Annotated in this window: 15 protein-coding genes; 6 read left to right on the plus strand and 9 right to left on the minus strand. The window is 63.4% G+C overall.

The window, feature by feature from the left end; translation table 11 throughout:
* The first annotated feature begins 22 nt into the window (after positions 1-22).
* Positions 23-2044: a transketolase gene (gene tkt / locus GR167_RS02130; RefSeq protein WP_160971803.1), complete on the plus strand. Its 2022-nt coding sequence runs from the start codon at positions 23-25 to the stop codon at positions 2042-2044.
* Between the two features lie 449 nt (positions 2045-2493).
* The gene (locus GR167_RS02135) at positions 2494-3099 is read left to right on the plus strand and encodes a helix-turn-helix transcriptional regulator (RefSeq protein ID WP_160971804.1); all 606 of its coding nucleotides are present in this window, start codon (positions 2494-2496) and stop codon (positions 3097-3099) included.
* Positions 3100-3222: 123 nt separating this feature from the next.
* On the opposite strand, the gene GR167_RS02140 is transcribed toward GR167_RS02135, so the two are convergent.
* Positions 3223-3474 carry a hypothetical protein gene (locus tag GR167_RS02140; RefSeq protein ID WP_160971805.1) on the minus strand — a complete coding sequence of 84 codons (252 nt, stop codon included), beginning with the start codon at positions 3472-3474 and terminating at the stop codon, positions 3223-3225.
* A 219-nt stretch (positions 3475-3693) separates the two neighbouring features.
* Between GR167_RS02140 and GR167_RS02145 the strand changes: the two genes are divergently transcribed.
* Positions 3694-3954: a hypothetical protein gene (locus GR167_RS02145; RefSeq protein WP_160971806.1), complete on the plus strand. Its 261-nt coding sequence runs from the start codon at positions 3694-3696 to the stop codon at positions 3952-3954.
* A 116-nt stretch (positions 3955-4070) separates the two neighbouring features.
* Here the strand turns inward: GR167_RS02145 and GR167_RS02150 are convergent, their stop codons facing one another.
* The 4 genes from GR167_RS02150 to GR167_RS02165 all read right to left on the minus strand — a co-directional run bounded on the left by GR167_RS02150 (position 4071) and on the right by GR167_RS02165 (position 8614).
* Positions 4071-5309 (minus strand): ABC transporter permease, encoded by a 1239-nt coding sequence (locus tag GR167_RS02150; RefSeq protein ID WP_160971807.1) that lies wholly within the window; start codon positions 5307-5309, stop codon positions 4071-4073.
* Positions 5306-6046: an ABC transporter ATP-binding protein gene (locus GR167_RS02155; protein ID WP_235915823.1), complete on the minus strand. Its 741-nt coding sequence runs from the start codon at positions 6044-6046 to the stop codon at positions 5306-5308. Before GR167_RS02155 ends, GR167_RS02150 begins: the two co-directional genes overlap by 4 nt.
* A 35-nt stretch (positions 6047-6081) precedes the next feature.
* Positions 6082-7410 carry an efflux RND transporter periplasmic adaptor subunit gene (locus tag GR167_RS02160; RefSeq protein ID WP_160971809.1) on the minus strand — a complete coding sequence of 443 codons (1329 nt, stop codon included), beginning with the start codon at positions 7408-7410 and terminating at the stop codon, positions 6082-6084.
* Positions 7411-7642: 232 nt separating this feature from the next.
* Positions 7643-8614 carry a DUF808 domain-containing protein gene (locus GR167_RS02165; protein ID WP_160971810.1) on the minus strand — a complete coding sequence of 324 codons (972 nt, stop codon included), beginning with the start codon at positions 8612-8614 and terminating at the stop codon, positions 7643-7645.
* 195 nt (positions 8615-8809) lie between these two features.
* On the opposite strand from GR167_RS02165, the gene gap reads away from it, so the two are divergent.
* The 3 genes from gap to GR167_RS02175 all read left to right on the plus strand — a co-directional run bounded on the left by gap (position 8810) and on the right by GR167_RS02175 (position 11107).
* Positions 8810-9814, plus strand: coding sequence for a type I glyceraldehyde-3-phosphate dehydrogenase (gene gap / locus GR167_RS02170; RefSeq protein ID WP_160971811.1), 1005 nt, complete (start codon positions 8810-8812; stop codon positions 9812-9814).
* Positions 9815-9883: 69 nt separating this feature from the next.
* Positions 9884-10027, plus strand: a complete 144-nt coding sequence (locus GR167_RS20095; RefSeq protein ID WP_212769810.1) for a hypothetical protein — start codon at positions 9884-9886, stop codon at positions 10025-10027.
* Positions 10028-10111: 84 nt separating this feature from the next.
* Entirely contained in the window at positions 10112-11107 is a 996-nt protein-coding gene (locus GR167_RS02175) for an alpha/beta fold hydrolase (protein WP_160971812.1), read from the plus strand.
* Here the strand turns inward: GR167_RS02175 and GR167_RS02180 are convergent.
* From GR167_RS02180 to GR167_RS02195, 4 genes are all read right to left on the minus strand, one after another.
* Complete coding sequence (locus GR167_RS02180; protein WP_160971813.1) at positions 11057-11545, minus strand: hypothetical protein; 489 nt, start codon at positions 11543-11545, stop codon at positions 11057-11059. The genes GR167_RS02175 and GR167_RS02180 overlap by 51 nt on opposite strands.
* 5 nt (positions 11546-11550) lie before the next feature.
* Positions 11551-12045, minus strand: coding sequence for a pantetheine-phosphate adenylyltransferase (gene coaD / locus GR167_RS02185; protein ID WP_160971814.1), 495 nt, complete (start codon positions 12043-12045; stop codon positions 11551-11553).
* A gap of 112 nt (positions 12046-12157) precedes the next feature.
* A complete protein-coding gene (locus GR167_RS02190) occupies positions 12158-12592 on the minus strand; it encodes a CBS domain-containing protein (RefSeq protein ID WP_160971815.1) in 435 nt (144 codons plus the stop codon).
* Between the two features lie 84 nt (positions 12593-12676).
* The gene (locus GR167_RS02195; protein ID WP_160971816.1) at positions 12677-13567 is read right to left on the minus strand and encodes a LysR family transcriptional regulator; all 891 of its coding nucleotides are present in this window, start codon (positions 13565-13567) and stop codon (positions 12677-12679) included.
* Between the last annotated feature and the right edge of the window lie 54 nt (positions 13568-13621).

A 13621-nucleotide genomic window follows, 5' to 3' on the forward strand; every position in this document is an offset into this window, starting at 1 on the left:
GCCAGATCAAAGGACGTCTCCCGTGGATATTTCTGCACTGCGCACTGCGAACCCCGAACACTGGTCCAAGGCGGCCGCGATCCGCGCCCTGACGCTGGATGCGGTCCATGCGGCCAATTCGGGCCATTCCGGCATGCCGATGGGCATGGCCGATGTCGCCACCGTCTTGTTCGAAAAGCACCTGAAATTCGACGCCGCCGCGCCCTACTGGCCGGACCGCGACCGGTTCATCCTGTCGGCGGGCCACGGGTCGATGCTGCTTTATTCGCTGCTCTACCTGACCGGCAACGAAGACATCACGCTGGAGGAAATCCGCAATTTCCGCCAGTGGGGGTCGAAAACCGCAGGCCACCCGGAATACGGCCATGCCTCGGGCGTGGAAACCACCACCGGGCCGCTGGGCCAGGGCATTTCCAACGCCGTGGGCTTCGCCATGGCCGAAGAAATCCTGCGCGCGCGCTACGGCAAGAAACTGGTCGACCACCACACTTACGTGATCGCCGGCGACGGCTGCCTGATGGAAGGCGTCAGCCAGGAAGCGATCGGCCTTGCGGGCCGTCACCAGCTGTCCAAGCTGATCGTGTTCTGGGACAATAACAACATCACCATCGACGGCAGCGTCGACCTGGCCGACCGCACCGACCAGGTGCAGCGCTTCAAGGCGTCGGGCTGGCACGTGCAGGAAATCGACGGCCACGATCCGCAAGCCATCGACGAAGCCATCACCGCGGCCAAGAAGGCCGGCAAGCCCTCGATGATCGCCTGCAAGACCCATATCGCACTGGGATCGTCGGCGCAGGACACTTCGAAGGGTCACGGCGCACTGACCGACGAGAAACTGATCGCCGACGCCAAGGCCGCCTATGGCTGGACCTACGGGCCGTTCGAAGTCCCCGCCGACCTGAAGGCAGAGTGGGAAGCGATCGGATCGCGCGGCGCCGCCGACCGGGCCGAATGGGAAGCCCGCCTTGCCTCGGTTTCCGACCGCAAGCAGCAAGAATTCAACCGCGTCTTCGAACGCGGCGTGCCCAAGCGCCTGTCGGCCACCATCCGCGCGCTGAAAAAGCAGATCAGCGAAGAGGCCCCCAAGGTCGCCACCCGCAAGTCGAGCGAAATGGTGCTGGAAGTGATCAACCCGATCATGCCCGAAACCGTCGGCGGCTCGGCCGACCTGACCGGATCGAACAACACCCTGACCGGCGACATGGGCGTGTTCGACATCGACAACCGTTCGGGCCGCTACATCCACTGGGGTATCCGCGAACACGGCATGGCGGCGGCGATGAACGGCATGGCGCTGCACGGCGGTATCCGCCCCTATGGCGGCACCTTCATGGCCTTCACCGATTACGCCCGCCCGGCGATGCGTCTGGCCGCGCTGATGAAGATCCCCACCGTCTTCGTGATGACCCATGACAGCATCGGCCTGGGCGAAGACGGCCCGACCCACCAGCCGGTGGAACATGTCGCCATCAGCCGCGCCACGCCCAACACCATGGTATTCCGCCCCGCCGACACGATCGAGACGGCGGAAGCATGGGAACTGGCGCTGTCCTCCACGGAAACCCCGTCGGTTCTGTCGCTGACCCGCCAGAACGTGCCCACCGTGCGCACCAAGCACACGACCAAGAACCTGTCCGCCCAGGGCGGTTACGTGCTGGCCGAGGCCGAAGGCAAGCGCCAGGCGATCCTGATCGCCACCGGGTCGGAAGTGGAAATCGCCCTGGCCGCGCGCGATCTGCTGCAGGCCGAAGGCATCGGCACCCGCGTCGTGTCCATGCCCTGCATGGAACTGTTCGCCGAACAGGACGAAGCCTATCGCAAGCGCGTTCTGCCCGCGGGCCCTGTCCGCGTGGGCATCGAGGCCGGCGTGCGCATCGGCGGCTGGGACCGGTTGCTGCTGGGCGAACGCGGCCGCGAAGCCAAGGCCGGGTTCATCGGCATGTCCGATTTCGGCGCTTCGGCCCCGGCGGGCGTTCTGTACGAAAAATTCGGCATCACCGCCGAGGCTGCGGCGGCGAAAGTGAAAGAGCTGCTGGGCTGATCGCGCGGTGGGGTGAAACCCCACCCTACGGAAATTGACGAAGGGCCGTGCGCAAGCGCGGCCCTTTGGCGTTGTGGCGATTGGGGGGAATTGCCGCGTTGTCGAGTGCACTCTGCACGTCAGGTTCTCAATTTTCTGATGCGAACCAAAGCCTCTATCACGCGGTCCGATGCGAGCCCTGGCGCCAGGCAGTCGAGCAATCCCCGGTTTTGCGCAATCCCCAGACATCCCTTATAAGTAGTTGATCCAACAGTGTTTCGCGGTATCAGCCAGGCGGCGCGTTTCTGTGTCAGGTTGCAGAGAATTTCCGCTCATAAGCCCCGCCAGGGACCAGCCAACCTTTGCAAAACCGAGTCATTTCGTGTTAACTATTCACTAATTTTATACCAGTTGAGAAGATGGATTGGTGCGACGTCCCATCGCCGAACTTTCCGTCGAGGAGGTCGATTATGACTTCGGACGGCCCTGTTTTGCCGCATTCGGGCATACCCCTCGTTTTCATGGAGGAAGGTCATGCCCTCATCGCCCTGGATGAAGATGGGCACCTGATCCATGCGAATAAGCTCTGCGATCGCGCCCATAACATCGACATGAAACTGTCCTGCGGCAGCATCTGGACGGGAAACGCGCGGATCGACAAGACGATCGTAACCATGCTCGAGGCCTGCCGAGACTACAACGACGATGATCCCGTCCCGATGCCCGCCCCCGTCTCGGCCACGCTGAGCGACGGAAGAACCCTGCATGTGGACGTCTTCCTGGTGCCGCGCGAACTGGGCGCGGCCATCGACGGCGCCCGTTTCATGCTGGTCCTGCGGGAACTGGAGGGGCGCACGAAAACGCGCAAGCAGTGGCTGCGCAAGGATTTCGGCCTGACGGTCACCGAGGCCGACCTGGCGGACCTGCTGGTACAGGGATTGAGCCTGAAAGAGGTATCAAAGCAACTGTGCATTTCGATCTGGACCGTGCGCAGCCATCTGCGCGCGATCTTCCAGAAAACCGGCACCCACAGGCAAGGTGAACTGATCGCGATGATCAATCGCAAGACGCGGTGAGTGGCGGAAATATTGCACGCCAGCCGACCGTCGGGCTCGGCCATCGTCGGCGTGGATGTGCAACACAAGCCCGATCGGCCTGAGGGTCAAGGGAGCGGTGTCCCGCTCCCCCGATGAGCGCGATCAGTCCGGCAGGTTGGTCCAGAACTTGTCGCAGTTGGTCACCGCCGTCGGCAGCTGCTTGGAGTCGTTTTCGCTGCCGGTTTCGCTGCCGGTTTGCCCATTCGCGTTCTGCTTGATGATCACGGCGCGGCAGTTAGCCATCGCCTTTTCCTGACCATTGGCCGCATTTTCATTTGCGTTGGTCGAATAGGCGAAACCCATGCTGGACGTCGCCATCAGCGCCGACAGGGCCAGTACGATTGTCTTTTTCATCTTCTCCTCCTGTGTCTGAACAGACTTCAGATACTGAGTCGGCGCGGCGATTCCCGCATCCCTCGAATTGGTACGATCTGATGGCTCATTCGAGCGATACGCCGGCCGAAAACGAGCCTCAAATGAGGGATTTCAAATCACCCCACTCCTGTAGGTTTTTCGTACTGGTGACTCGGGTCCACCGAGGACCGGTAAGTGAGCTTTGTAGGGAGATTTATTATGAAAAAGTTAGGCCTTATTTCCGTTGCCGCGCTTCTCGCGCTGGCGCCGTTCGCGGTGTCCGCCGACGAGGGCGGAGTGCCCAACGAAAACGCATATACCCAGACCGGGAACGGTGATCCCAACGGGCGGAAAGGGACCTGCATCCCGCCCGGCAGCTTGTTCAGCCAATCCGCCAAGGAAGAAGGCCCGAACGAATACTACGGTGGCCCTCCGGGCCAGGGCGTGAAGAACGAATGCACGCCGAACGCACCGAGCTGATCGCAGCTCGCAGCGGACGGCGCCCGGCTATATAGCGCAGGGCGGAAGGAGGGCTCGCAAGAGCCCTCTTTTTACGTCAGCGCTTCGGGAACGAACCAGCCCCCGATGCGATCGCTTCATTCCGTGCGCAAACACTGGATCGGGTCTTCCGATGCCGCGCGGCGGGCCGGGTAATAGCCGAAGAAAACCCCGACCCCTGCCGAAACCAGCAGCGACAGCGCCATCGTGCCCGGCGACAGATAGACCGGCCATTGCGCGAAATGCGCCACCAGAACCGTCGCGCCAAGCCCGATCAGCAGCCCGATCACCCCGCCGAACAGGCACAATAGCACCGCCTCGATCAGGAACTGGCGCAGCACGTGGCGCTTGCGCGCGCCCAGGGCCATCCGCAGCCCGATTTCGCGCCGCCGTTCGCTGACCGACACCAGCATGATGTTCATGATGCTGATGCCGCCGACCACAAGCGACACCGATGCGATCGATGCCAGCAACCAGGCGAACACCCGCGCCGACGCATTCTGCGCCTCCATCGACGCCGCGGGCACCGTGACCGAGAAATCATCTTCCATGCCCGGTCGCAGTCCATGCCGCGCCCGCAGCAGCGCGGTGATCTCGTGGCGCGCCGGTGCGATCGCGTCTTCGGAAACGGCCTTGGCCAGAAGGTAATCCACCGCGTCGCGGTTCACCTGGTTGGCGCCCCCCAACAACCGTTGGCGCAGGGTCTGCAGCGGCATGAAGACGACGTCATCCTGATCGCTGCCGAACCCCGAAGGCCCCTTGGCGGCCAGCACCCCGATGACCGTGAAATTCGAATTCAGGATGCGGATGGTCCTGTCCAGCGCGGCGGCGGGGCTGCCGAACAGCTGCTTCGCGACCGTCTGGCCGATCAGGATGATCTTTTCCCCGGCCTGCTGTTCCTGCGCCGAAAAAGAGCGCCCCGCCTCCAGCGGCCATTCCCGAATGGCGAAATATCCCGTCTGGGTGCCGTTCACCGAGGTCCACCAGTTCCGGTTCCCGGCGATCAGCTGATAGGACCGCCGGACCGAGGACACGGAATGCGACACCGTCGCAAGCTGCGCTTCGATCGCCCGGGCATCGGCGTCGATCAGCGCCCGCTGCGACGCACCCTGCCGATGCACCCCGTCCCGCCGCGCCGCTTCTGGGTTGATCATCAGGACATTCGCCCCCAGCGACCGGATCTGATCCTGGATCTGATTGCTGGCCCCGGCGCCGACCGCGATCATCGTCACCACCGAGGCCACGCCGATGATGATACCCAGCATGGTCAGGGCCGAACGCAGCTTGTTCGCCATCAGCGACCGTATCGCGATCTTGAAGGTTTCCGAGAAGGTCATCGCTTTTTCTCGTCCCAGGTCCAGTGCTTGAAAAAGCCCGCGTTCTTCGGCGGCGCCTCGCGCGGTTCGGCCCGGGTGGCCGGCAGGGTTCCGTCGCCGGTGATCCGGCCATCGGCAAGGCGCAGCACCCTGCCCGCCTGTGCCCCGATGCCCCGGTCATGCGTCACCAGCACGATGGACACCCCCTTGGCGTTCAGCCGGTCGAACAGCTGCATGATCGCATCGCCTGTCACGCTGTCGAGAGCGCCGGTCGGTTCATCCGCCAGCACCAGCGCCGGGTCGGACACCATCGAACGGGCAATCGCCACGCGCTGCTGTTCGCCGCCCGACAATTGCGCCGGCCAATGCCCCATCCGGTGACCCAACCCGACGGCTGACAATGCCTCGCTGACCCTCTTTTCGCGCGATATGCGGTCGATCCCGGCATAAATCATCGGCAGCTCGACATTTTCATAGGCCGTCAGCCGGGGCAGCAGATTGTAGGACTGGAAGACGAAGCCGATCCGCTTGCTGCGGATTTCCGCCCGGTGGTCCGCGTCCAGTTTCGACACGTCCCGGCCTTCGAACAGAAGCTGACCGCCGCTCGGCGTATCGAGCAGCCCCAGCAGGTTCATCAGGGTCGATTTCCCCGACCCCGACGGCCCCATGATCGCGACGAATTCGCCCGGCCCGATCCGCAGGTCCACTTCCCTGAGCGCGGGGACCGGCCCAGACCCGGAAATGTAGTCCTTGGTCAATCCCTTCGCCTCAATCATCCGATGGCCGCTTCCCTTCAGAACCCGAGCTTGATGCCAAACAGGCGACGGGGCTGTTTGGTGGTGTAAGCGCTGGTGATCACCTTGTCGCCGACCGCCAGAGCATCCGATTCCACGGCGATCTGGGTGCGGTTCTGCTGCCCCACCGCAATGTCGACCGGGCGGGGCTTTTGATCCGCGCCCATGACCCAGACCCGCGGCCTGTCCTGATCGTCGGGCGCGGCCGTTTCGGGCCGGAAATCCAGCGCCGCGATGGGCACCTTGACCACCGGTTCGGTTTCCATCACCCGGATGGCGAGCCGCGCCGTCATCCCGGGCAGCAGCAGGCGCTGATCGTTACGGGTGCGGATCACCACCGTGTAGGTGACGACGTTCTGAACGATCTCGGGGGCCAGCCGGACCTGGGTGACTTCGCCCGAAAAGACGCGGGTCGGATAGGCGTCGACGGAAAAGCTGACCGGCTGGCCGATCTTCACCGCGCCGATATCGGTTTCGTCGACCCGGGCGTGCAATTCCATTTCCGACAGGTCCTCGGCAATCGTGAACATCGTCGGGGTTTCCAGGCTGGCGGCCACGGTCTGGCCCTCCGACACATTGCGCTTGATCACCACGCCGTCGATCGGGGCCAGGATCGTGGTCCGTTCCAGATCCGCCTCGGCGAGTTCGAGCAGCGCCTGCTTTTGCGGGATGAGCGCCTGCCCCGCCTGCAGATCCGCCTTCTGGCGATCCACATTGGCGCGGGCGACGTCGATCCTGAGCCGGTGCGCGGTCAGGATCGCATCGGCTTCGCGCAGGGCGGCGGCGGCGATCCGGGCGTTCATCTGGGCCGTTTCGGTTTCTTCGAGCGTGATCAGGTTGCGGCTGCCCAGATCGGCCTTGCGCTTGGCCTCGGCTGTAAGCGCCTCCTGCCGGGCCAGCGCCCCGTCCCGGCGCGCGGTCAGCACGGCCAGATTGGCCTCGGCATCCTCCAGCTCGGCCAGCGACCGGTCCAATTCCGCCTGCTTGATCTCCACCCCCACCTTGGCGATCCGCAGCGAGGCCCGAGCCTCCGAACTGCGCGCCTCGAACCGCTTGGCGTCGAGCCGGGCAATCGGCTGGCCCTTGGTGACCACATCGTTGAAATCGACCAGCAGCTGGGCAATGCGGCCGGACAATTCGCTGCCCACCTCGACGGTTACAACCGCCTGCAGCGATCCCGTTGCGGTCACGACTTCCTGTAGCGGACCCTCGGTGACATCCGCTGTGATATAATTGGGTTCGGTTTCCGGCGAAGCCGCGTCGCTGTAATAAACGGCGGCCCCGGCAAGGCCGATAAAAATCAACGCAATAAAGAGGCGCTTGCGCATTGCGAGCCTCCCTCACCTGCCCTTAACAATCCGGGCGAAGATCAGGATAAGCGCGAATATCCTTGCATGGCAACGATTAGGAGCGGTTTTAAACCTACCCGGGTCAGCCATCCGACATGACCGCGTTTGACGGGATTTTACCGCCTCTTCTCACCGACGGCCGAAACAGTCGGCCGCGATCAGGCGGCAAGCCATGCACAGCGCCCCCCGAGGCAATTTGAACGTTGAGCGTTCAGTGCGCGGCCTTCTTGCCCGACAGCGCCTTGAACAGCGGGCCGATCACCCGGGTGGCGATGGGGATCAGGACAAAGCCATAAGCCAGGCCCAGGATACCGTCGGCCAGCGCGGTCACGCTCCATTCCACCGCGCCGCGGGCGTTTTCAGACACCGAATGGCCGATGGCGACAGCGATATCATGGATATCCGCATAGGGATGATGCATCCCCAGTTCATGCAGCCCGTGGATCATGATCGACCCGCCGACCCACAGCATCGCGGCGGTGCCGACGATGGACAGGATGCGCATCAGCACCGGCATGAATTTCACCAACCCGCGCCCGAAGCCCTGGCCGAAACCGGTGCGGGCGTTCTGCGCCACGTAGAGCCCGACATCGTCCATCTTCACGATCAGCGCCACCGAGCCGTAGATCGCCATCGTCACCACGATGCCGACCAGCCCGAGCGCCGCCGCTTCGAGCCACAGCGCCCCCTCGGGGATCGCCGACAGCGCGATGGTCATGATTTCTGCCGACAGGATGAAATCGGTCTTGATCGCGCCGCTGACCTTCTGCTGTTCCAGGTGGCCGGGGTCCTGCACCGACATGTCCTGTTCGATATGCTTGTCGCCGTGCGGGAACAGCGCGTGGAAAATCTTCTCCGCGCCTTCGAAACACAGGTAGCTGCCGCCCATCATCAGCAGGGGCGTGATCAGCCAGGGCGCGAAATTCGACAGCAGCATCGCGGCGGGCAGCAGGATCACCAGCTTGTTGAAAAACGACCCCCGGGCGATTTTCCAGATGATCGGCAATTCGCGCGCCGGGGCAAACCCGTGGACGTATTTCGGCGTCACCGCCGCGTCGTCGATGATCACCCCCGCGGTCTTGCCCCCCGCCTTGGACGCGGCGGCGGCGATGTCGTCGACGCTGGTGGCCGCCACCTTGGCGATGGCCGCGACGTCATCCAATAGCGCGAGAAGACCGCTCATACCTGCACCTCATTGCTTGCTCAGGCCAACTTAGAGGATGTGGCGAAGGGGGCAAGTCAGAAGCGAGCGGAGGCGTTAGCGCAACCGCGACATGTTTTCGCTAACACGCTTTCAAATAACCGATTTCACCCTTCACGCTGGGACCGGGCGCGGCTATACGCCCCCCTGAACATTCGTTTAAGGAGCGTGACCCCCATGACCATTACTGTCGGCATCAACGGATTTGGCCGTATCGGCCGCTGCACCCTGTCGCATATCGCCGAAAGCGCGCGCGAAGACATCAAGGTGGTCAAGGTCAACGCAACCGGCCCGCTGGAAACCGCCGCCCACCTGATCCGCTATGACTCGGTACACGGCCGTTTCCCCGGCGAAGTGACCACCGGCGAGGGCTGGATGGATCTGGGCCGCGGCCGGATGGAGATGTTTTCGACCTATGACATGGACGAACTGGACTGGTCCGGCGTCGACGTGGTGCTGGAATGCACCGGTCAGTTCAACGACGGCGAGAAAGCCAAGAAGCACCTGGAACGCGGCGCAAAGTCGGTTCTGATCTCGGCCCCCGCCAAGAACGTGCAGAAAACCATCGTCATGGGCGTCAACGACGACCAGCTGACCGGCGACGACGTGATGGTGTCGAACGGGTCCTGCACCACCAACTGCCTGGCGCCGCTGGCCAAGGCGCTGAACGACAAGATCGGGATTGAATCGGGCATCATGACCACGATCCATTCCTATACCGGCGACCAGCCGACGCTGGACCGCCGCCACAAGGACCTGTACCGCGCCCGTGCCGCTGCCATGTCGATGATCCCGACCTCGACCGGTGCCGCGAAAGCCCTGGGCGAGGTTCTCCCGGCGCTGAAGGGCAAGCTCGACGGGTCCGCCGTGCGGGTGCCGACCCCGAATGTGTCTGCCGTGGACCTGACCTTCGTCGCCAGCCGCGACGTGACCGAGGAAGAGGTCAACGCCGTCGTCGCCGAAGCCGCCGCGGGCCCGATGAAGGGTATCCTGGGCTATGACATCGAGAAGAAAGTCTCGGTCGATTTCAACCACACCGAGGAAAGCTCGATCTTCGCGGCCGACCAGACCAAGGTGATCGGTGGCCGCCTGGTGCGGGTGCTGAGCTGGTACGACAACGAATGGGGTTTCTCTTGCCGGATGGCCGACGTGGCCGTCGCGATGGGCCAGCGCCTGAAGTAGGCGCTTGCCTCGGGCGGCACGGTTGGGCATGAATTGGCATAACGCCAACTTGCCCGGACCCGCCTGCAGATGACCAACCAGATCGCCATCGGACTTGGCCTTGTGATCGTCGCCTTCATCGGCGGCGATCTTGCTTTGACCGGGGGCGACAACATGCTGTTCCTGGCCCGGAAATTCGCCGACCTGCTGGAATGGCTGGCCTTCTGGCGCTAATCTGACGCGACGTTGCGCAATCGGCGCATGACAGCGCCACCCGCCCCGCCCTAGCATGGCGGCGCGAAGCGAGGGGGGAATGCCATGTCGATCGGATGGATCATCGCACTGATAATCCTGGGCCTTCTGGGGCTCAACGCCTGGATGGTGTTCAAGACCTGGCGGATCAAGCGGCGGGTCGAAAAGGCGGTGCCGCCGCGCGGCAAGTTCATCGACATCTCCAGCGGCCGTTTGCACTACGTCGATCGCGGCGAGGGCCCGGCGATCGTGATGATCCACGGGCTGGCGGCGCAACTGGGCAATTTCGACATGGGGCTGATCGACGCGCTTTCCCGCGATCACCGGGTGATCGCGCTGGACCGGCCCGGCATGGGCTGGTCCGAGCGTGGCGAGGAGGTGCCGGCCAATCCGCGGGCGCAAGCGGCGCAGGTGGTCGAGCTGATCGATGCGCTTGGCGTTGAGCGGCCGCTGGTGGTGGGCCATTCGCTGGGCGGCGCGATCGCGCTGTGCCTGGCGCTGGATTTCCCGCAGAAAACCCGTGGCCTGGCGCTGCTGGCGCCGCTGACCATGCGCGGCGGCAAGGTGGCGGCGCCGTTCCACGCGCTGAACGTGAAATCGCGCTGGATGCGTTTCGTGCTGAGCTGGACGCTGGCCAGCATCAACAGCATCCGCAACACGGCACTGGTCTTCGGCTATGTCTTCGGCCCGGAAGAGGTGCCCAAGGGTTATTCGGTGCAGGGTGGCGGTTTACTGGGGCTGCGACCCGTTTCCTACCGTAATTCCTGCCGCGATTTCCTGGCCTCGGCGCGCGATCTGAAATGGATGGCGGCGGGCTATGGCGGGCTGCAGGTTCCGGTCTCGGTGCTTTATGCGCGGGGCGACCGTATCCTCGACCCCGACCTGCAGGGCACGCAATTCGCCCAACAAAATCCCGCCGCGATCCGGCTGAGCCTGATCGAGGGCGGGCATATGTTGCCGGTGACCCAACCGGACGCCTGCGAAAGCTTCATCCGCGAGGCCGAGGCCGGTTCAGCAGGGATAGGTGAACATGACGCGGCGGATCAGGGGCGGGTTGTTTGACGCGATGCCGCGATTGCGCGATGTCGGCCGGCCTTTCGGGCTGATCACCACAATGTCGTATTTGCAGCCCGGTCGCATCCGGTCATAGATATCGGCCCGTTTCTGTCCCAGCCAGGGCCGCGGATAGCTGTGCGGCAAAGCGAAATTGCCAAGCGAGGTCCGCACCGCGCCGCAATAACCCAGATAGGCGCGCCGCGGCGGGTGGCTGCGATGCGCCCTGCTCTTGCCGAGAAGGAAATTATTGGACGCTTCCCAGCAATCGCGCGGCGCATCCATTTCCGCCACCTTGACGGTGATCACGTACCGGTCCTTGGACACGTTCCAACTGACGAAGCTCAGCATCAGGATCATCGGCGCGACGGTCAGCCAGACGATCATGCGTTTGCGAGGAATCCCCAGGATGACTTCGTCTTGCTTTTGGTCCGATGTACGCGGCATAGCCTCTACTTTTTAAGTTTGGCTTGCAGCTCCTCCTTTACCGCGGGGGTAACGAATTTGGAGATATCGCCGCCGAGCCGTGCGATTTCCTTTACCAGTTTCGAGGCAATCGCCTGATGCTTCGCTTCCGCCATCAGGAAAACCGTCTCGACCGAACTGTCCAGTGCACGGTTCATGCCAACCATCTGGAATTCGTATTCGAAATCCGCCACCGCGCGCAGGCCGCGCACGATCATCTGGGCTCCGACGTCATGGGCGCAGTCGATCAGCAGGTTTTCGAACGGGTGCACCACGATTTCGGTGCTGGTTTCTTCCTGCAGCCGGGCGGTTTCCGCCTCGATCATCGCGACCCGTTCTTCCAGGCTGAACAAGGGCCCCTTGTCGCGGTTGATCGCGACGCCGATCACCAAGCGATCCACCAGGGTGGTGGAGCGACGGATGATGTCGAGATGGCCAAGGGTGATCGGGTCGAAAGTCCCCGGATAAAGACCGATGCGCATGAATGTGCTCCCCCCTTTGGAACGCTGCGTTTCAGGTTGGGTGCACGCAATAATATTGCACTGCAGAATGCAAGGGGGAAAGCCAATTTTCGCCGCGTCAGAGCCACATGTTTCAGTGGCCCATGATCATGCCTTCCAGCGCGTTGCGTTCCATCGACAGTTCTTCGAGGCGCGCCTTGACCACGTCGCCGATGGTCACGATGCCGACCATAACGCCGTTTTCGACCACCGGCATGTGGCGGAACCGGCCGTTGGTCATCCGGGTCAGCACGTCGTCGGCATTGTCGTTGCGACTGCAGCAGACCGGGTTGCGGGTCATCATGTTGTCGACCGTCTGTTGCATGCAGGCCGGTCCCTTGACCGCCAGCGCCCGGACGATATCGCGCTCGGAAATGATGCCCTCGGGGTCCTGCCCGTCCTTGGACACCACCACGCCGCCGATCCGTCGTTCCGCCAGGATCTGCGCCACGTCGGCAACCGATGTGCCCGGTTTGACGGTGACGACGCCGTCGTCGCGTTTCGCTTTCAGGATCTGATGGACAAGCATGGCAAAACTCCTACGCAACAATATTTCGCGCCCCCAGCGTCCCCCAGCTGCGACAACCTGTCAAGCGAAAGCTGCGACATTCTGTCACGCCATCGCTTCGAGCCGCGCCACCTCGGCCCGCAAACCCTCGCTCAACAGCGCCGCGAAACGGTTCTGCCGCTCCAGCCGCCGGTCGTCGGCGTGGCGGATCAGGTAGAAGCTGCGGGTCAGGCTGATCTGGTCGGTCAGGATCTTGCGGATGCCGCGCCCGAAGGGGATTGCGAAATCGTGCACGATGCCCACGCCGCCGCCGCTGCGCACCCAGTTGAACTGCACCGAGACCGAGTTGGAGGCCAGGTTCACCTTTTCGATCCCCGCCTCGGCGAGGTAATCCAGTTCCTTGTCGAAGATCAGGTCGGGGATATAGCCGATCACCCGGTGCCCTCTGAGATCTTCGAGCGTCTCGATCTTCGGGTGCTGGATCAGGTAGGACCGCGCCCCGGCCAGGTGCAGCTTGTAATCGGTGATCTTCTGCACCGTCAGCCGCCCGGCGGTGGGCGGGCTGACCCCGATGACCATGTCGGCCTCGCGCTTGGACAGGTTCAGCACCCGCGGCAGCGCGACGATCTGGATTTCCAGGTCCGGGTTGTCCTCCATGATCTGGGAACAGACCTGCGGCAGCAGGTAATTTGCGCAGCCATCGGGCGCGCCGATGCGGATCTGCCCCGACAGGTCGCCCGCCTGCCCCGCCAGTTCCTCGACCGCGCCCGCCATCGCCTGTTCGGCATGTTCGGCATGGATCAGCAGCCGCTGGCCGGCATCGGTCATCGCATAGCCCTGCGGCGACTTCGCAAACAGCGGCGCGCCCAGTTCCTCCTCCAGCCGGGCGATCCGGCGGCCCACCGTGGCCGGATCCACCTTCAATTCGCGCCCCGCCGATGACAGGCTCTCAAATCGCGCAACTGCCAGAAAAACCTTAAGATCGTCCCAGTTCATCCCTGCCCCTATGCATAAATGCAAAACCTTTTTGGCAACTTGCACCTTTTCACG

It is taken from the genome of Thalassovita mangrovi (assembly GCF_009857745.1).
GTDB classification, from domain to species: Bacteria; Pseudomonadota; Alphaproteobacteria; order Rhodobacterales; family Rhodobacteraceae; genus Thalassobius; species Thalassobius mangrovi.